A 17758-nucleotide genomic window follows, 5' to 3' on the forward strand; every position below is an offset into this window, starting at 1 on the left:
TATGGAGAGCCTGTCGAAGGACTTACTTAAATATCTTGAAGGCGTTTCGACAAGCTCAACGTGACAAACTCAATGGAATTTTGTGTAGTCAGATGTTACCATCTGACGCTTCGGGGGTCTTACAATATTCCTCCGGCCCTCAGCACATCCATAATTGATGGAAAAGTATTTTTAACTACTGGCGAAATGTGGTTTTTATCTAACCAAACTGCTTCATCAATGCCTTCTTCTTTTTGAGGCACCAGTTTTGGTTCACCTTTAACCTTCATTTTGTACCAATTGGTTTTCTTGATTACCATTTTTGTACCAATTGGGTAAACATGATAGGTTTTACAAAGTTTTTCTTCGCGTTTAAAAACCCTGATTCCGCACTCCTCTTCTACCTCACGAACAGCGGTTTCCTTCATTTTTTCACCTTCTTCTAGCTTCCCTTTGGGCAGATCCCACTTTTTGTTCCTAAAAATAAACAGAAAATTGCCATTTGCACTCTCTACCAAACCACCAGCGGCCTTAATAATAGTGCAATCTTTCTTTAATTTTTTAAAGGTTTCCTGAGGATTTTTTGTCAAGAAAATATAGCTCTTTTTAGAACCGTTTTTTAGTTTTTTGTAGAATGTTTGCAGATTAAAATCCTGAAATTCCAGTTGTTGAATTTTTTCTTTTTGTTCTGGCAAAAAATCTGAGATAAACAAAGTGTTATCGTTGATATAAATTCTATAATTTCTTGGCATATATTTTTAACACACATTAAATAGAGAATGGTGCTTTTTTATAGCAACCCGCTCCTTTCCCGATTACATTTAAAGAGTTCTTTCTGCGAAACCTATATATTTTGCAATGCTCTAAAAGTAGAAAAATTGTTGAGTTATTTATAGTATAGGATATAAAAAAAGGTTACAACAATTAATGTTGTAACCTTATCTAAATTAACGCTCTCAATCAAAGATTGATGCAAGGCTCTCACCCCTTGCTTGCTACAAATATAGAATAATTTATTAAAGAGTGAAAAAAAAATAATATTTAATCAATGATGAACCTGAATAACCAAAAGCCATACACACTAGAATGTAAAAAAAATGGCTAGTTATCTGTATTGGAGCATTCAGTTAGAAAACAATGGCGAATAATTCCTGCAACGATGAATATTTTTTATAATTTTAACCTTTTAATCTGCCATGCCCATACCTTCATTATCCGAAACAGATCTGGAAGCATACCGAAACGATCTTTCTAACCCAGAAAAATCAACAGGTACGCTCTTTATCACATTAACTGGGCTTTATCAGCGTTTTGCCGGCAATGAACAGTTATTGGCCAATTTCGAATACGCATCTGAACTCCATAGTTTGGAGAACAACTATGCTTCAAAAAAAGAGTATTACAATAAAGAAATTGCAGAGCTTAAAAGGCAGTTTAAACAATTAGATAACCGTATTATTGCCGCAGAACAAAAGCTTCGCCATGGTATCCCCGACGATTTGATGGTAATGGATAAAATTATAGCCGAGCAAGAATCTATCGTAGAAGATCAGGAAAAGCTTAACAATGCCGAATCATCCATCGTAGAGCAGGTTAGAATAATAGATATAGCGTATGGAAAAGACCTTCAGAAGCTAGAACAACAACAAAGCAATAGAAATACACCGCTGAACATTAAATTTTCTGCTTTTAATGAACAGATAAAGCAAGCAGAAAAACGTATTACGTTAAAAGCAAGTGCAATTTCAATTATTGCCATTATCGGCATTCCTTTAATAATAGATATGAGCTTGGTATCATTAGGATTGCCCGCCTTAAGCAAGAATACCAATAACCTGATCTTCACCCATTATACCTTTTTAATCACACTGATCCTGGTCGAATTGTTCCTGGCCGAAAAGATCAGAAGCAGGATTTCGCGTATGTTATCCATCTCTTATCTTAAAGATTCGCTAGGTACGCTCCAAAATCTGCTGTTGGATAACAAAAAACAGATTTCAAAAGTAGAATCCAATCATAACATCTCTATATCAGAATTTGTAAAGCAAAATTATACGACTTAGGAGATTGATTTGTCTGATAAACAAACAGGGGTTTAGAAACCTTTTTCAGCCCCAAACCCCTAATTGTTAGTTTATCTGATATTTAGATCTACAACGTTGCCATATCAATTACAAAGCGGTAACGTACATCACCTTTTTCCATACGCTCGTAAGCCTGGTGGATATCTTTGATATCAATCAATTCGATATCAGATACGATATTATTCTCCGCACAGAAATCTAACATTTCCTGAGTTTCGGCAATACCGCCAATACCCGATCCGGCAAGACTTTTTCTACCACCAAGCAAACTAAAAGCAGCAATTTCTGCCGGTTTAGGTGGAACACCTACGCAAATGTGTATACCATTTGTTCTCAATAAAGACAGATACATGTTAAAATCGTGTTCAGCAGATACGGTATCTAAAATAAAATCGAACGTACCTCTGCCAGCTTTAACCTGCTCAGGATCGGTTGTTACCACAAAGTGGTGAGCACCAAGTTTTTTGGCATCTTCTTCTTTCTTTGGTGAAGTACTCAATACCGTTACTTCGGCGCCAAAAGCTACACCAAATTTCACAGCCATATGGCCTAAGCCACCTAAACCCAGTACAGCCAGTTTATGGCCTTTCCCTACTTTCCAGTGTTTCAGGGGAGAATAAGTGGTAATACCTGCACATAAAAGCGGTGCTACAGCAGCCAGATTTAATTTATCCGATACATGAAGTACGAATTCTTCGCGCACTACGATCGTATCCGAATAGCCACCATAAGTTGGTGTTTTACCATCTCTTTCTAAACTATTGTATGTTTGCGTATTTCCTTCCAAACAATATTGTTCTAAATCTTGCTTACAGTTTTCGCAAACCTGGCAAGAATCTACCATACAACCAGTACCAGCAAGATCACCTACCTTAAATTTTTTAACATGATCTCCAACCTTCACTACCCTGCCTACAATTTCATGACCAGGAACCATCGGAAATATCCCAGGAAACCAATCATTTTTTATCTGGTGCAGATCTGAGTGGCAAACCCCACAGAAAAGTATCTCGAACTGAACATCATGAGGACCTACTTCCCGGCGCTCAAAATTCCAGGGTGCAAGATCTGTCTCGGCATTTTGTGCCGCATATCCTTTTGTTGCTATCATAAAAATTTAAATTAATTTTACCTTAACAAAGGTATGTAGCGGTTTGCTAAGAACAATTACACAAATCAAATAAATCATTGCAAAATTCAAACAATGCTGTTACAACATCAGGCCGTTTAATAAGGCGTATTGAAGGAGCATAATCGTTTTCCCATCTTTTATTTCACCGCTTTTTATCATCTCCAGGGCTTTTTCAAATGGCAATTCTAATACCTCGATATATTCGTTTTCTTCTTTCAGCCCGCCTCCGTTATGCAATTTCATGTCACTTGAATATGCAGCAACGAAAAAGTATAACAGCTCGGTAACCGAACCAGGAGACATATAGGCTTCGAAAACTTTTTCTACGTGATCAATCCTAAACCCGGTTTCTTCTTCGGTCTCTCTTCTGATACAATCCTCAGCATTATCTTTATCCAACAGTCCGGCACAACATTCAATCAGGTAACCCGTCTCATTTCCATTGATAAATGTCGGGATCCTGAACTGGCGTGTGAGCACAACTGTTTTATATTCTTTATTGTACAATAAAATTGTGGCTCCATTTCCCCTGTCGTACGCCTCTCGCTCCAGAATAGATTTAGCACCATCCAGCCTTATTATTTCGAAACTCACTTTCTTCAAAGTATACCAGTTATCTGAAAGTATTTGCGTGTTAAGGATATTAATATTTTTCATAAATGATTATTTTTGATTGATTATGATTATTTTTGATCGAATTAACTGATTATATATGACATTTCAAAAAAGAGCGCATAAAATCTTAGAACTTCTAGAGGATCATGGCGAAGTTGATATTCGGCAGTTGGCACAAGAAATAGGCGTTTCTGAAGTTACTGTAAGAAGAGATCTTGCAAATATGGCAACAAACGGACTGCTTTACCGTACGCACGGCGGGGCCATGAAAGTAAGTCAATTGATAAAACCGGTATCATTTGCCAATAAAGCTGCTGTTAATTTTAAAGCAAAAGATGCGATTTGTAAAAGGGCTGCAGATGATATTAATGATGGCGACATTATATTCATTGACTGCGGAAGTACGGCCTTTAGGTTATGCCAGTTCATCAAAAACAAAAAAATAAAAGTAATAACCAATTCCATACCTGTAGTTAATGAGTTACAAAATAGTGCCGTAACCATTAACCTTATTGGAGGTGAAGTTGATCCGATCAGGCAGGCAGTTCATGGAACAATGTCACTTGAGCATATAGGCAGATATCGTGCTTCGAAAGCTTTTTTAGGTGTGGATGGAATTACTGCCGAGGGACTATATGCTGGAAGTGAGCACGAAGCTTCGAATACTTTGGCTATGGCATCGCAAAGTGATTGTACTTACATGCTATGCGATGCCAGCAAAGTAGGAAAAACTTCATATTTAAAGTTTGATGATTTATCGCTGGTAGATATTTTGGTTACAGATTATAATGGCCCCGAAAAAACAGCATTCCAGTCAAAAGGGATCTCAGTATATTCTGTAACGCATTAATATTACAGGAGTCTCAATTATTAGGAGAACAATCCATGTGTGATTTCTACAACAGCATCATCAGCATAAAAAAAGATGGTAAAGAAGCTTGGAGCCTGCGTAATTGCTAAAATATCTTCACGCTTAATATGGTTCTCGTTGATAAAAAGGGTAAGGCGCTCATGCGAACTGAAATAATCAGATTTTAAAACAATCATAAATTGAGGATATTAATTAAGACGGCAAATTTTATCGATTGTTACAAATACACAAGTTGGAAAGACCCTGAAACAAGTTCAGGATGACGAATGGAGAGAAATAAACGCTGAGGATCGTCATCTCGGATGTGGCGTTGCCCAGCTCGAAATGACGATTCTTTGTAACTTAAGCGATCAGATCTCCTTCCGCTCCAAAAGCATGATCGATAACGATTTTCCAAGTGCCATCTTCGCTTTGCTTCATTAGCTCGATGCCTTTTGCACTAACCTTAACTTCTTCACCATCGGTGATATTCCATTCCGACCTTCCTATAGCGAGATTTCCAGTTTGCAAGCAGTACACCGTTTTAATTTCCATAGTGCCCTTTATGGCAAGAATGGCTTTAATGGCTTCTTCAAATTGTGCTTCGCCTGATACAGGTTTCCCAGGTTCTGGAACAATGATACCCGACGCATCATACATACTAAGAACAGTGGCCACATCGCCAGTGTTAAATGCGGCAGCTAATGCCGAGTGGGCATCTTCTGCCCTTTTTGGTAAATTCATATTGATTTTTATTAATGTTTAAGAAAAAATGCTGGAGAATTCTTGTTCTTTCAATATTTTTCTGGCGAGCTGACCCGCATTATCATATATTTTATTGAAGAAGAATCCACCCATACTGATGCGCTTAACCCCAAGCGATTCCAACACTTTAAATCCTGGAAGATCGGGCATGCACATTACGTTGATGGGAAGTGAAGTAGATTGAACTACAGCAGCAATATCACTACTATCGGTAATGCAAGGCACAAAAATCCCATCTGCCCCAGCTTCCTGATAAGATTTAATGCGTTTTTTGGTTTCCGCTAAAGCGTTTGGCACTCCCAGGAGAAAAGCATCCGTTCTGATATTCAGAAAGATATTCAGTTTCTTTTTATTGATGTGCTCAGCCACCAGAGCAACTGTTTCGGCAAACGAAGCTGCCGGCACCAAGCTTCTCTTTTCGCCCGGCAAAGTATCTTCAAGGTTAATTCCCACTGCGCCACAATCGTGTAGTTTTTCTACATTTTCTAAAATGCCTTGCAGGTCGCGGCTATACCCAGCCTCCATATCAACGGTAAGTGGAATATTAACCATGTTGGTAATGCGCCTTGTTATACGGAGCAACTCTTCAAAGGGCAGGTTTTCTCCATCTGGATAACCCAAGGCATTCGAAATGGCCTGACTGGAAATCCCAATGGCCCTAAAACCATTGGTTTGAAAGATTTCTGCACTTTTCACATCCCATACATTCCCAATTAAAAGTGGGGTGGTATTTTTGTGCAGATGTTTAAATGTTTCAAAAGAATTCATAAGCTATATCTTGTTTTAATTGATTATACATCAAAGATATAGCCCTTAAAAATCAACGGATTGTACAAATCCGAACAAAATAAAATTTATGGAAAAAGCAGCTGATTTACCGGAGTAAGGTTATCCAGATAACTCGAAGGAGTAAGTCCGGTAAAGGATTTAAAGTCTCTTATAAAATGTGATTGATCAAAATATCCGCAGGCATAGGCAATATTGGTAAATGGCTCCTCGTTTTTTGAAATCATCTTTAAACTCTGCTGAAAACGGTTAATTTTATCGTAAGATTTTGGCGAAAGCCCGGTATGCTGATGCAGTAACCGTTGCAAATAACGCGTAGTGATATTATGCCTTGATGCGATATAGGTAATATTGCTTCCCGAAGCATCTTTTAGGATACTATTTAAGATATCGGCTACCTTATTGATATAAAAGGATTTCTTTTCATGACTGATCAGTCTTTTCAACAAAAATGCCTCTAAAAGATCGATCCTTTTTTGTTCTCCCTCGGTTTCCAATAGTTTTTGATGGAGCACATCTGCACTTCCTCCGATCACATCCCGAAGATCGGTAATCGAGTCGTTAAAAACCCCCATCTGATCATTAAAAAAGTATGATGCCGAGTGTGTATAAAATTTGATCCCAAGCATAAAATGTTTACCTACCGATCGGATAGCAAGTGGTTTTGTAATCTGCCCCCAAAGTTCAATTTTTGGTGTTTTCTTAAAACCATTGTTTACAAGCGATTCCCAACTGCCACCCCCCAGATTAAAGATTACCTCCATATCCCCACTGGGAAATACTACATCCTCAAAAGTCGAATCAGCATCCGACTTGAAAATATAATAATGCCTGATATAAGGTTTTAAGAGATCTGAAGGTAAAAACTGTTTAAATTCCATGTATGCCAATTGATTACAAGATCGTAAAATTAGGGCAATTCCAAGCTTCAAGATTGTAAAAATCGGAACAAATTATGCCTTATTGAGATAATTAAGTGCTGTAATCAAAGTGTCGCAGCTTAAAAATAATCCGTTACCGCAACAACATATCTCTAAGATATTTTAAGCCCTGATATTCTTTATCATACTGATTTACAAGGAGTGGCAAGAAATAGCTTTTACCATCCATCAAAATTTCCGATATTTGTATCATTTGGAAGTCGTGATTAAATTCAAATCCCGACATTTTCTTTCCCCGCTAAAACAAGTGGGGCTTAATAAACGTTATGACAAACACAAATAAATCTGTAATTTTGAGCCATGTATAATAAAAGTGATATTGAATTAAAGGTAGCGGAATTTTTATTACAGATAAAAGCAATCAAATTACAACCAAATAATCCTTTTACCTGGGCATCTGGTTGGAAATCGCCAATTTATTGCGACAACAGAATTACCCTTTCCCACCCTCAGGTTAGAACTTACATCCGTCAGAAACTTGCACAGGCCATTCAGGAAGAGTTTGGTTCGGTAGATGTTATTGCAGGTGTTGCAACCGCCGGAATCCCTCAAGGCGTTTTAGTAGCTCAAGAACTTGGTTTACCTTTTATCTATGTAAGAGCGAAAGCTAAAGAGCATGGCACTGGAAGTTTAATTGAAGGCGAAGTGGTAGAAGGTCAACGTGTGGTGGTTATCGAAGATTTAATTTCAACCGGAAAAAGCAGTCTCCAAGCTGTTGATGCATTAAGAACTGCAGGTTTATCGGTAGCTGGCTTAGCGGCAATTTTCACTTACGGTTTCGAAAAAGCAGACGAAAATTTCGCAGCTGCAAAATGCCGTTACTTAACCTTATCAAACTATGGCGCTTTAATCGATTATGCTGCCGAGCACAGCATTATTGCCAAAAGTGATATGGAATTATTAGGTAAATGGCGTTTAAATCCTTCAGAATGGGGCCAAGGACAAGTTTTGAGTTCGGAGTCTTAAGTTTGGAGTAAAAAACAAAAATCTATAAAAAATATATAATGACTGTTATTGAAAGCGCAGTAGAGGTGAATAAACCAGTTGCAGAGGTTTATGCATTTCTATCCAATATGAACAATCATCAGCAACTGATGCCAGAAAATATTTACAACTGGGAATCTACAGAAGATGATGCACGGTTTACCATCCAAAATATGGCAAAATTGGCCATTAAGATTTCGAGCCGTATCGAAAATCAGGAAATAACAGCAATTCCGAGTGAAAAAGCACCTTTCGATGTAGAATTAAAGTGGACTGTAGCAGATAACGGAAACGGAACAACTACAGCTAAACACATTATCTCAGCTGATTTGAACATGATGATGAAAATGCTGGCATCTGGTCCACTACAAAAACTGGCCGATCACCAAACGGAAAAACTGAAAGAAATATTAGGGTAAAAAGTGATTGCACAGATTTAAATGATTGCACAGATACAAAAGACGAATTAAACCTCGTCTTTTTTTATGCGTAAAAATTCCATTGCGTTCTCTTATCAGCACATTATTTTAATACCTTAGTTTTCGAATAACCTTTAAACTATGAACCTCAGATTTTTCCAGGTAACTGCTTTATTTCTTGCCCTTGCTCCTATTTCCAAAACACTTGCTCAATCCGTTACAGCCTTAAAAACCGAATATTTAGTTAACCCAATCGGTATAGATAATCCAAATCCGCGTTTTACATGGCAAATGAACGATGCCCGCCAAGGAGCCAAACAAACAGCCTACCGCGCTCTGGTAGATACCGATTCGGCTTCGCTTGTTAAAATCAGTGCAAAACTTTGGGATACAGGCTGGGTTAAATCAGATGATAATTTGGTTATTTACTCGGGGCAAGCACTAAAACCTTTTACTAAATATTTCTGGAGGGTTGATATTGCTGATGAAAGCCAAAAGAAATCAAACAATGCATATATCGCCAACTTTGAAACCGGCATGATGAAAATGGAAAACTGGCAAGGTGCATGGATTTCGGATAATGAAAATACCAAGCTTAAGCCTGCACCTTATTTCCGAAACACCTTTACCACAACTAAAAAAATCAGATCGGCCAGGGCTTACATCGCTGCAGCTGGCTTGTACGAACTCTCTATAAATGGCAAAAAAATCGGCAACCACCGCATGGACCCGATGTATACCCGCTTTGATAGACGAACATTATACGTTACCTACGATGTAACCAAGGCCATCAGCAAAGGCAAAAATGCTATTGGCATATTATTAGGCAATGGTTGGTACAACCACCAATCGACCGCAGTTTGGTATTTCGACCGTGCTCCATGGCGAAATAGGCCAGCTTTTTGTCTTGATGTGCACATTACTTACGAAGATGGCACAACCGAAACCATTAAATCGGGTAAAGAATGGAAAACGGCTTTAAGCCCGATTATTTTTAATAGTATTTACACCGCCGAGCATTACGATGCCCGCCTGGAAAAAGCAGGCTGGAACACGCCAGATTTTGATGATGCGGATTGGAAAAATGTGATGTACCGTTCAGCGCCATCTAAAAATATTGTTGCACAAGCCATGCACCCCATCCGCAATGTTGAAGAAATAGCCAGTAAAAGTTTAAGAAAGTTTAACGATACCACTTATCTTTTCGACCTGGGCAGGAATATCTCAGGCGTAAGCAAAATCACGGTAAGCGGACCGGCAGGAACCGTTATAAAACTGAAACATGGCGAACGTTTATATACCAACGGACACGTAGACATTTCCAATATTGACGCCCATTACCGGCCAACTGATAATACTGATCCATTTCAGACGGATATCCTGATTTTAAACGGAAAAGGTGAACAAAGTTTTATACCGCATTTCAATTATAAGGGTTTTCAATATGTAGAAGTGAGCAGCTCCGCTCCCATCCAATTAAAAAAAGAAGATCTGGTAGGCTATTTTATGCATAGTGACGTGCCAGTTGTTGGTGAGGTTAAATCTTCAGAGCCGATCATCAATAAAATCTATTACGCCACCAACAATTCTTATCTATCGAATCTTTTTGGCTACCCGACCGATTGTCCGCAAAGAGAGAAAAACGGCTGGACAGGCGACGCACAGATTGCAATAGAAACGGGCCTGTATGGTTTTGACGGCATTACCATTTACGAAAAATGGCTTGCCGATCACCGCGATGAGCAACAGCCAAATGGTGTTTTACCTTCCATTATCCCTACCGATGGCTGGGGTTACGAATGGGGCAACGGACCAGACTGGACCAGTACAATTGCCATTATTCCATGGAATGTTTACCTGTTTTACGGCGACAAAAAACTACTTGCCGATTGTTACGGAAACATCAGAAAATACGTGAACCATATTGACGAAACCTATCCGACAGGTTTAACCACCTGGGGTTTGGGCGATTGGATTCCGGTGAAATCAAAATCTCCTGTTGAACTTACTTCGACCTGTTATTATTATGCTGATGTGGTTATTCTGGCCAAGGCAGCAAAAATTTTAGGTAAAAACGATGATTATGAAAAGTACATGGCCCTGGCTAAAAAAATTAAAGATGCTTTTAATGCCAGATATTTGAATAAGGAAAAAGGGATTTATGCTTCTGGCGTACAGACCGAAATGAGTGTTCCGCTTTACTGGAAAATTGTTCCGGAAGAATCGGTTGCCTTAGTCGCCCAAAATTTAGCCAAACGCGTAGAAGCCGATGGTTTCCACCTAGATGTGGGATTATTGGGTACAAAAGCCATTTTAAATGCGCTGAGCGAAAATGGTTACAGCAACATAGCTTATAAAGTTGCTGCTCAAAAAACCTACCCTAGCTGGGGCTGGTGGATGGAAAACGGAGCCACCACTTTATACGAGAACTGGCCTATTGATGCAAAATCGGATATATCGATGAACCACATTATGTTTGGAGAAATTGGCGCCTGGTTATATAAATCACCAGGTGGTATTAAGCCAGACGAAAAACAACCCGGCTTTAAACATGTAATATTGGATCCGCACATTATGGAAGGCCTGAATTCTTTTGAGGCCAGTCATATTGGTCCGTATGGTAAAATTGTGAGTGCATGGAAAAGAATTAATAATGGAATCAGGTACGATATTACCATTCCTGCAAATTCTACAGCCACTATTAACCTTCCACTTACTCATGGCATGAATAATTATGTAAATGGCAAGATAAACAACATTGGGAAGATAGATTTAGCAGCTGGTAAGTATGTAATTGAACATAAAACACCATAAGATAATACAGAAGATTATATCATAAAAAACAATTTCTTCTCAGATTTTGTCATGTTGAGCCTGTCGAAACACATTAAAGCGTATTTAGCTAAGTCCTTCGACAAGCTCAGGATGACAGGTCCATATTTATGATGCTTGCCTCTTAAGCGAGATATCTTCCAGCGATAAATTCCGCGTTAGAGATTGTAAGGGTTCAGTACCGATCCTTCATCGGTACCGGAGCGCAGCGCAGCCCTGGAAAGCCCGGGCCCTTGCGTAGCTTGGGTAACGCCCAAATCAGTTAACAGTTGGCGATTCGCAATCCCCCAATACGACAAATTTTCAGCATAAATAACTAATTATCAGTAATTTAGTCATGAAAATAAAAATATTACCGACAAAATTTCCGATTTAAAAATCAAAACTAACATGGCATTTGTTTTGACTTAAACGGGAATATGAACTTCAACAATTTTACTATAAAAGCCCAGGAAGCAGTTCAACAGGCTTCTGAAATAGCCCAAGGCAATCAGCAACAGGCTATTGAAACGGCACACCTGCTTAAAGGTTTGCTTACTGTTGATGAAAACGTGGTTTCTTATGTTTTAAAGAAACTGAACGTTAACCTAAATTCACTAAATCAAAACTTAGATGCAGAGATTGCCAAGTTCCCGAAAGTGAGCGGAAGCAATGTCTATCTGTCATCTAATGCCAATAGCGCCCTGCAGAAAGCGCAAACATTTTTAAAAGAATTTAAAGATGAATTTGTGTCTGTAGAACATCTATTATTAGGCATACTGGCCGTTAACGATAGTACTTCAAAATTATTAAAAGAACAGGGTGTTAACGAAAAAGACCTTAAAAAAGCCATTGTAGAATTACGTGGTGATAACCGCGTAACCGACCAAAATGCCGAGGCAACTTACCAGGCTTTGAGCAAATATGCTCGAAACCTAAACGAATATGCCGAGAGCGGAAAGCTTGATCCTGTGATCGGTCGCGATGAAGAAATCCGCCGCGTGATCCAGATTTTATCACGCAGAACCAAGAACAATCCTATTTTAATTGGTGAGCCAGGTGTAGGTAAAACAGCCATTGCAGAGGGTATTGCCTTTAGGATTATTAAAGGTGATGTACCTGAAAATTTAAAAAGCAAAGTGGTTTATTCCCTTGATATGGGTTCGCTTATTGCAGGTGCAAAATATAAAGGCGAGTTCGAAGAACGTTTAAAAGCTGTGGTTAAAGAAGTTACCCAGAGCGATGGCGAAATCGTATTGTTTATTGATGAAATCCATACTTTGGTAGGTGCCGGTGGTGGCGAAGGAGCAATGGATGCGGCGAACATTTTAAAACCTGCCCTTGCCCGTGGAGAATTGCGTGCCATTGGTGCAACAACTTTAGATGAATATCAAAAATATTTAGAAAAAGATAAAGCACTAGAGCGTCGTTTCCAAAAAGTAATGGTTGAAGAACCAGATACCCAGGATGCGATTTCTATCCTACGTGGCTTAAAAGAACGGTATGAAACACACCATAAAGTAAGGATTAAAGATGAAGCGATCATCGCAGCCGTAGAAATGAGCCAGCGGTATATTTCAGATCGTTTCTTGCCAGATAAGGCGATCGATTTAATGGACGAGGCTGCGTCGAAATTGCGTATGGAGATGGATAGCGTGCCAGAAAATGTGGATGCTTTAGACCGTGAAATTATGCGTTTAGAGATAGAACGCGAAGCCATTAAACGTGAAAAAGACGACAGGAAGGTTAAAGAGCTTTCAGAAGAAATTGCCAACCTATCAGCAGAGCGCGATGAATTTAAGGCCAAATGGCAAGGCGAGAAAGACCTGGTAGATGCGGTTAACAACGAATTAGAGCAGATTGAGCACTATAAATTAGAAGCCGAACAAGCAGAACGAGCCGGCGATTACGGTAAAGTAGCCGAAATCCGTTACGGAAAAATTAAAGAGGCACAGGATAAAGTTGAAAAACTGAAAGCCGATTTAGAAAGCCAGCAAAGCGATAGCCGTATGCTTAAGGAAGAAGTTACAGCTGATGATATTGCAGGCGTAGTAGGTCGCTGGACAGGCATTCCGGTAACCAAGCTAATTGCCAGCGAACGCGAAAAATTACTTCATTTAGAAGAAGAATTACACCAGCGCGTAGCGGGTCAGGATGAAGCGATAGAAGCCATTTCTGATGCGATCCGTCGCTCGCGTGCAGGTTTGCAGGATAAACGTAAACCAATTGGCTCTTTCATCTTTTTAGGTACAACCGGAGTAGGTAAAACTGAGCTTGCGAAAGCATTGGCAGAGTTTTTATTCAACGATGAAAATGCGCTAACACGAATCGATATGAGCGAATATCAGGAACGTCATGCAGTTTCACGTTTAATTGGAGCGCCTCCTGGCTATGTTGGTTATGATGAAGGCGGACAGTTAACCGAAGCCGTTAGGCGTAAACCTTACTCTGTGGTATTGCTAGATGAAATTGAAAAAGCACATCCGGATGTATTTAATATCCTGTTACAGGTATTGGATGATGGGCGTTTAACCGATAATAAAGGAAGGACGGTGAATTTTAAAAACACCATCATCATCATGACCTCGAACATTGGTGCGCATTTAATTCAGGATAACTTTAAAAACTTAAGCGATGAAAACCGTGAGGAAGTAATTGCGAAAACCAAAAACGAATTGTTCGAGGTATTAAAACAGACCATTCGCCCGGAGTTTTTGAACAGAATTGACGAGCTGATTATGTTTACACCGTTAAACCGCAGCGAAATCAGGAATATTGTAAGCTTGCAGTTTAAACATGTACAGCAAACATTGGCCGAAATGGGTATAGAAATGGATGCCAGTGATGAAGCTCTAGATTGGTTGGCACAATTGGGTTACGATCCACAGTTTGGTGCCAGGCCGTTAAAAAGGGTTATTCAAAAAAGAATCCTAAATGAGTTGTCGAAAGAGATATTGGCGGGTAAGATAGATAAAGACAGCAAAATTAAACTGGATATGTTTGATCATAATTTTGTGTTCCTGAACCAAAAAACAGATTAAAACATAACAATCAAAATCCCACAGATTAATTTCTGTGGGATTTTTTGTTTAAAATGCCCTCATTAAAAGTAACTAACATAATAGTTCGTTTTCTTGTTTTTTGTTTCAATAATGATTATTATTGATTACACACAAAAACACAAATAAAATGAAACCTAAATTAATCATCATGGCGCTGCTATGCGCCGTTAGTTGGCATTGCTATGCCCAAACTGAAAAGGGCTCTGGCTTTATAGGCGGAAGCATCAGTTTCGGAACCTCTAAACAAAACAGTTCGTCGGTCAGTTTAAACACGTTTACCTTAACGCCAAGGGGAGGCTATTTTTTAGCCAATAATTTTGCAATAGGCTTAGAAATTCCTTTAAACCTGTCGAAACTTAGGGGCGAAAGTTATACCGCATGGAATGAAGAATACGGATATTACGAAGAACAGCGTGGGGTAAAGGAATTTAGCCTTGGTATCTCCCCTTTCGTACGCAAATATGTGGATGTCAAAAATCGGTTTAAGTTTTTTATGCAGGCTAACCTATTACTCCAGATCAATACTTTTAACAGGATTGATGAAGAAGGTTACTTAATCCGAACAGATGCCAAAATAAAGGGATGGGGCGCAAGTATAAGCCCTGGCTTTAGTTATTTCCTATCCAGACATGCTACTTTGGAATTTTCATTGCCAGTGGTATCTTTCTTCCATCAAAATTATTATGCCGAAGAATCGCTCTACAATTACGACAAAACCAATAACCTGAAATTGGCGCTACAGAATTTTACCCCAACATTTACTTTCAATTATCATTTTTAACAGCTTATAAAATGAAAAAAATATTCATCCAAATATTAAGCTTAATCAGCATATTATTTCTTTTAAGCCTTTCCAACCAGGCAAATGCTCAGCGCTTTCGTGGCAAAATAGAATATTACAGCAGTGTATTCCCTTCTGAAGATGGAAAAATCAAGTCTATTAACGGCACTAAAATTGAATACTACAATTCGGTTTTTAAATCGGAAGATGGGAAAGTAAAAACAATAGGCGATAAAAGAGTGGAATACTATAATAGTGTATTCCCTTCTGAGGATGGAAAAATTAAAGCTATTGGCGATATCAGAATTGAATATTATAATTCCGTTTTTAAATCGGAAGATGGAAAAATTAAATCAATTGGTCATATCAAATTTGAGTACAATAATACTGGCTCGCAAAAAAGTGATGGTAAAGTAAAATCAATCACCAATGAAAACGACGATTCCAAATCGGAAGACGCATTGGACACCTATTATTTTATTGAAAAAATCAACTGTCAATAATTTACAGGCTAACCTTTGAATCCAGATTAATATTTATTCTTTCTATCATAAACTTAATCGAATCTGTCACGCTGTCCAAAGGACTCCTACGGAGAGCCTGTCGAAACGCTAAAACATATATTTTAGCTAGTCCTTCGACAGGCTCAGGATGACAAAATCAATACTACCGAGACAGTCTCCTTTTATTTTTTCTTTGTTTCTATATTCGGCAAGAATCCTGTTAACAAACCGATTAAAGGCAGAAACGCACAAACATTAAATACATATTCAATACTCGTAGAATCAGCTAATTTCCCCAACAAGGCGGATCCTATACCACCCATTCCAAAGGCAAAGCCAAAAAATAATCCAGCAACCAAACCAACTTTCCCAGGAATCAACTCCTGTGCATAAACCAGAATTGCGGAGAATGCTGATGCCAAAATCATCCCGATGGGAACAATAAGTACACCTACCCAAAACAAGCTGGCATGTGGTAGTAATAATGCAAATGGAGCGGTACCCAATATCGATGCCCAGATTACATATTTACGACCTATTTTATCGCCTATTGGCCCACCTAACAAGGTTCCGGCAGCTACCGAAAACAAAAACACAAATAGATAGATCTGTGAGGTCTGCACTGAAACATGGAATTTATCGATCAGATAAAAGGTAAAATAATTGGTTAAACTTGCCATGTAGAAATACTTTGAGAAAATCAACAAGAGTAAAATACACACCGAGAAAATCACCTTAGTTCTCGAAAATTGGTTTACAACAGTTTGAATATTGATCTTTTTACTTCTCGAAAGCATAAATCCCCTATACCAATTGCCTACATAGGTTAAAATAATAATGGCTAAAAGTGCAATTACCGAAAACCAGATCACACTGAACTGCCCGTAGGGAACAATGATCCATGCAGCTAATAATGGGCCTAAAGAACTCCCTGCATTACCTCCCAACTGAAAAACAGATTGAGCCAATCCCCGCTTTCCTCCTGACGCGGCGTGTGCCATACGAGAAGCCTCGGGATGAAATATAGAAGAACCGATCCCAATAAAACATACAGAAAGCAATATGGTGTAAAAATGGGTCGATTGTGAAAGCGAAATTAACCCAACCAGGGTAAAACCCATCCCTACGGCTAGTGAATATGGCTGAGGCTTTTTATCTGTATACAAACCCACAAAAGGCTGTAATAATGATGCCGCCAATTGAAAGGTCAAAGTAATTAGCCCAATTTGTGAAAAACTTAAATGATAACTGGTTTTAATGATAGGGTAAATTGCAGGAATTAACGATTGTATAGTATCATTAAGTAAATGCGAAAAACTTAAAGCGAAAAGTATCGGGAAAACGGTTTTTTCAATAACGGAAGTGGTCGTGCTATTCTCAGTCATAACGGTAAATTATACCGTCAAAAATAGTGATTATAAATTTTTAAACTAAACGATATGTCCTTGCAAAAACCAAACATTTTTATAAAGTTTTGGTTTTATAGCTATGGAAAAGAACAGAAAAATTGTTGGCCTATGCGGAAGTTTAAGAAAAGGATCGTACAATGCCATGCTACTTAAAGTCGCAGGCGGTTTAATCCCCAAAGATATCCAGTTCGAAACGGTGACTTTCGATGAGATCCCTGTTTACAATGCAGATCATGATTTACCCGAAGTTGAAGAAAGGCCGGCCAGCGTGGTGAAATTTAGAGATGCATTGGCCACTGCAGACGCTTTTATTATTGTTTCTCCCGAATACAACTATTCTATTCCAGGTGGATTAAAAAATGCCATCGACTGGGCCAGCCGCGGCAAAGATTCACCCTTGATGCATAAACCAGTTGCTGTGATGGGTGCAACACAGGGCATGTGGGGAACAGTTAGAATGCAAACTGCATTTTTGCCTGTTTTTACCTTCCTGAATATGAATCCGGTTTTACAACCAGAAGTGTTAGTTGCCCAGGCTCAAAATAAATTCGATGCTGAAGGAAATCTAATCGACGAGAAAACCATCGGCATTATTAAAAAGAAAATTGAAAATTTAATTTCTGCCTGCAAAGTTTAA

17 protein-coding genes are annotated in these 17758 nt (G+C 38.7%); 9 read left to right on the top strand and 8 right to left on the bottom strand.

The annotated features are described in order from the left end of the window. Positions 1–119 precede the first annotated feature (119 nt). A complete protein-coding gene (locus tag ASU31_RS16475) occupies positions 120–731 on the bottom strand; it encodes an NUDIX hydrolase (protein WP_057933375.1) in 612 nt (203 codons plus the stop codon). Between the two features lie 444 nt (positions 732–1175). Between ASU31_RS16475 and ASU31_RS16480 the strand changes: the two genes are divergently transcribed. After that, a complete protein-coding gene (locus tag ASU31_RS16480; RefSeq protein ID WP_057933376.1) occupies positions 1176–2042 on the top strand; it encodes a hypothetical protein in 867 nt (288 codons plus the stop codon). Between the two features lie 88 nt (positions 2043–2130). On the opposite strand, the gene ASU31_RS16485 is transcribed toward ASU31_RS16480, so the two are convergent. Together ASU31_RS16485 and nudK are read right to left on the bottom strand one after the other, a co-directional pair. After that, on the bottom strand, positions 2131–3174 hold the full coding sequence (locus tag ASU31_RS16485) for an NAD(P)-dependent alcohol dehydrogenase (RefSeq protein ID WP_057933377.1): 1044 nt from the start codon (positions 3172–3174) through the stop codon (positions 2131–2133). Between the two features lie 99 nt (positions 3175–3273). Then, on the bottom strand, positions 3274–3852 hold the full coding sequence (gene nudK / locus ASU31_RS16490; RefSeq protein ID WP_057933378.1) for a GDP-mannose pyrophosphatase NudK: 579 nt from the start codon (positions 3850–3852) through the stop codon (positions 3274–3276). A 55-nt stretch (positions 3853–3907) separates the two neighbouring features. Between nudK and ASU31_RS16495 the strand changes: the two genes are divergently transcribed. Continuing rightward, entirely contained in the window at positions 3908–4660 is a 753-nt protein-coding gene (locus ASU31_RS16495) for a DeoR/GlpR family DNA-binding transcription regulator (protein WP_057933379.1), read from the top strand. A gap of 20 nt (positions 4661–4680) precedes the next feature. Here the strand turns inward: ASU31_RS16495 and ASU31_RS27555 are convergent, their stop codons facing one another. The 4 genes from ASU31_RS27555 to ASU31_RS16510 all read right to left on the bottom strand — a co-directional run bounded on the left by ASU31_RS27555 (position 4681) and on the right by ASU31_RS16510 (position 7092). Beyond that, a complete protein-coding gene (locus ASU31_RS27555) occupies positions 4681–4857 on the bottom strand; it encodes a hypothetical protein (RefSeq protein WP_157258061.1) in 177 nt (58 codons plus the stop codon). 166 nt (positions 4858–5023) lie between these two features. Continuing rightward, positions 5024–5404: a YybH family protein gene (locus tag ASU31_RS16500; RefSeq protein WP_057933380.1), complete on the bottom strand. Its 381-nt coding sequence runs from the start codon at positions 5402–5404 to the stop codon at positions 5024–5026. Positions 5405–5422: 18 nt separating this feature from the next. Beyond that, on the bottom strand, positions 5423–6193 hold the full coding sequence (locus ASU31_RS16505; RefSeq protein ID WP_057933381.1) for an isocitrate lyase/PEP mutase family protein: 771 nt from the start codon (positions 6191–6193) through the stop codon (positions 5423–5425). 86 nt (positions 6194–6279) lie between these two features. Continuing rightward, the gene (locus tag ASU31_RS16510; protein ID WP_057933382.1) at positions 6280–7092 is read right to left on the bottom strand and encodes a helix-turn-helix transcriptional regulator; all 813 of its coding nucleotides are present in this window, start codon (positions 7090–7092) and stop codon (positions 6280–6282) included. A gap of 360 nt (positions 7093–7452) precedes the next feature. Here ASU31_RS16510 and pyrE point away from each other — a divergent pair, with 360 nt between their 5' ends. From pyrE to ASU31_RS16540, 6 genes are all read left to right on the top strand, one after another. Next, positions 7453–8118 carry an orotate phosphoribosyltransferase gene (gene pyrE / locus ASU31_RS16515; RefSeq protein ID WP_057933383.1) on the top strand — a complete coding sequence of 222 codons (666 nt, stop codon included), beginning with the start codon at positions 7453–7455 and terminating at the stop codon, positions 8116–8118. Between the two features lie 38 nt (positions 8119–8156). Beyond that, positions 8157–8555 (top strand): SRPBCC family protein, encoded by a 399-nt coding sequence (locus tag ASU31_RS16520; RefSeq protein ID WP_029280423.1) that lies wholly within the window; start codon positions 8157–8159, stop codon positions 8553–8555. A 141-nt stretch (positions 8556–8696) separates the two neighbouring features. After that, the gene (locus tag ASU31_RS16525; protein WP_057933384.1) at positions 8697–11369 is read left to right on the top strand and encodes an alpha-L-rhamnosidase; all 2673 of its coding nucleotides are present in this window, start codon (positions 8697–8699) and stop codon (positions 11367–11369) included. Positions 11370–11806: 437 nt separating this feature from the next. Then, on the top strand, positions 11807–14407 hold the full coding sequence (gene clpB, locus ASU31_RS16530) for an ATP-dependent chaperone ClpB (RefSeq protein WP_057933385.1): 2601 nt from the start codon (positions 11807–11809) through the stop codon (positions 14405–14407). Between the two features lie 148 nt (positions 14408–14555). Then, positions 14556–15209 carry an outer membrane beta-barrel protein gene (locus tag ASU31_RS16535; protein WP_157258063.1) on the top strand — a complete coding sequence of 218 codons (654 nt, stop codon included), beginning with the start codon at positions 14556–14558 and terminating at the stop codon, positions 15207–15209. Positions 15210–15220: 11 nt separating this feature from the next. Then, positions 15221–15712: a hypothetical protein gene (locus ASU31_RS16540; RefSeq protein WP_057933387.1), complete on the top strand. Its 492-nt coding sequence runs from the start codon at positions 15221–15223 to the stop codon at positions 15710–15712. Between the two features lie 182 nt (positions 15713–15894). On the opposite strand, the gene ASU31_RS16545 is transcribed toward ASU31_RS16540, so the two are convergent. Continuing rightward, complete coding sequence (locus tag ASU31_RS16545) at positions 15895–17097, bottom strand: MFS transporter (RefSeq protein ID WP_057933388.1); 1203 nt, start codon at positions 17095–17097, stop codon at positions 15895–15897. A gap of 103 nt (positions 17098–17200) precedes the next feature. On the opposite strand from ASU31_RS16545, the gene ASU31_RS16550 reads away from it, so the two are divergent. Next, positions 17201–17758: an NADPH-dependent FMN reductase gene (locus tag ASU31_RS16550; protein WP_057933389.1), complete on the top strand. Its 558-nt coding sequence runs from the start codon at positions 17201–17203 to the stop codon at positions 17756–17758.

The sequence above is a fragment of the Pedobacter ginsenosidimutans genome (assembly GCF_001442625.1).
Lineage (GTDB): Bacteria > Bacteroidota > Bacteroidia > Sphingobacteriales > Sphingobacteriaceae > Pedobacter > Pedobacter ginsenosidimutans.

What these genes read in the sequence shown, in the direction of transcription:
- ASU31_RS16495 (WP_057933379.1), top strand. Translation starts at nt 3,908, where the DNA reads ATGACATTTCAAAAAAGAGCGCATAAAATCTTAGAACTTCTAGAGGAT.
- ASU31_RS16535 (WP_157258063.1), top strand. Translation starts at nt 14,556, where the DNA reads ATGAAACCTAAATTAATCATCATGGCGCTGCTATGCGCCGTTAGTTGG.
- ASU31_RS27555 (WP_157258061.1), bottom strand. Translation starts at nt 4,857, where the DNA reads ATGATTGTTTTAAAATCTGATTATTTCAGTTCGCATGAGCGCCTTACC.
- ASU31_RS16540 (WP_057933387.1), top strand. Translation starts at nt 15,221, where the DNA reads ATGAAAAAAATATTCATCCAAATATTAAGCTTAATCAGCATATTATTT.
- ASU31_RS16525 (WP_057933384.1), top strand. Translation starts at nt 8,697, where the DNA reads ATGAACCTCAGATTTTTCCAGGTAACTGCTTTATTTCTTGCCCTTGCT.
- ASU31_RS16510 (WP_057933382.1), bottom strand. Translation starts at nt 7,092, where the DNA reads ATGGAATTTAAACAGTTTTTACCTTCAGATCTCTTAAAACCTTATATC.
- ASU31_RS16500 (WP_057933380.1), bottom strand. Translation starts at nt 5,404, where the DNA reads ATGAATTTACCAAAAAGGGCAGAAGATGCCCACTCGGCATTAGCTGCC.
- ASU31_RS16475 (WP_057933375.1), bottom strand. Translation starts at nt 731, where the DNA reads ATGCCAAGAAATTATAGAATTTATATCAACGATAACACTTTGTTTATC.
- ASU31_RS16485 (WP_057933377.1), bottom strand. Translation starts at nt 3,174, where the DNA reads ATGATAGCAACAAAAGGATATGCGGCACAAAATGCCGAGACAGATCTT.
- pyrE (WP_057933383.1), top strand. Translation starts at nt 7,453, where the DNA reads ATGTATAATAAAAGTGATATTGAATTAAAGGTAGCGGAATTTTTATTA.
- ASU31_RS16545 (WP_057933388.1), bottom strand. Translation starts at nt 17,097, where the DNA reads ATGACTGAGAATAGCACGACCACTTCCGTTATTGAAAAAACCGTTTTC.
- ASU31_RS16550 (WP_057933389.1), top strand. Translation starts at nt 17,201, where the DNA reads ATGGAAAAGAACAGAAAAATTGTTGGCCTATGCGGAAGTTTAAGAAAA.
- ASU31_RS16480 (WP_057933376.1), top strand. Translation starts at nt 1,176, where the DNA reads ATGCCCATACCTTCATTATCCGAAACAGATCTGGAAGCATACCGAAAC.
- ASU31_RS16520 (WP_029280423.1), top strand. Translation starts at nt 8,157, where the DNA reads ATGACTGTTATTGAAAGCGCAGTAGAGGTGAATAAACCAGTTGCAGAG.
- clpB (WP_057933385.1), top strand. Translation starts at nt 11,807, where the DNA reads ATGAACTTCAACAATTTTACTATAAAAGCCCAGGAAGCAGTTCAACAG.
- nudK (WP_057933378.1), bottom strand. Translation starts at nt 3,852, where the DNA reads ATGAAAAATATTAATATCCTTAACACGCAAATACTTTCAGATAACTGG.
- ASU31_RS16505 (WP_057933381.1), bottom strand. Translation starts at nt 6,193, where the DNA reads ATGAATTCTTTTGAAACATTTAAACATCTGCACAAAAATACCACCCCA.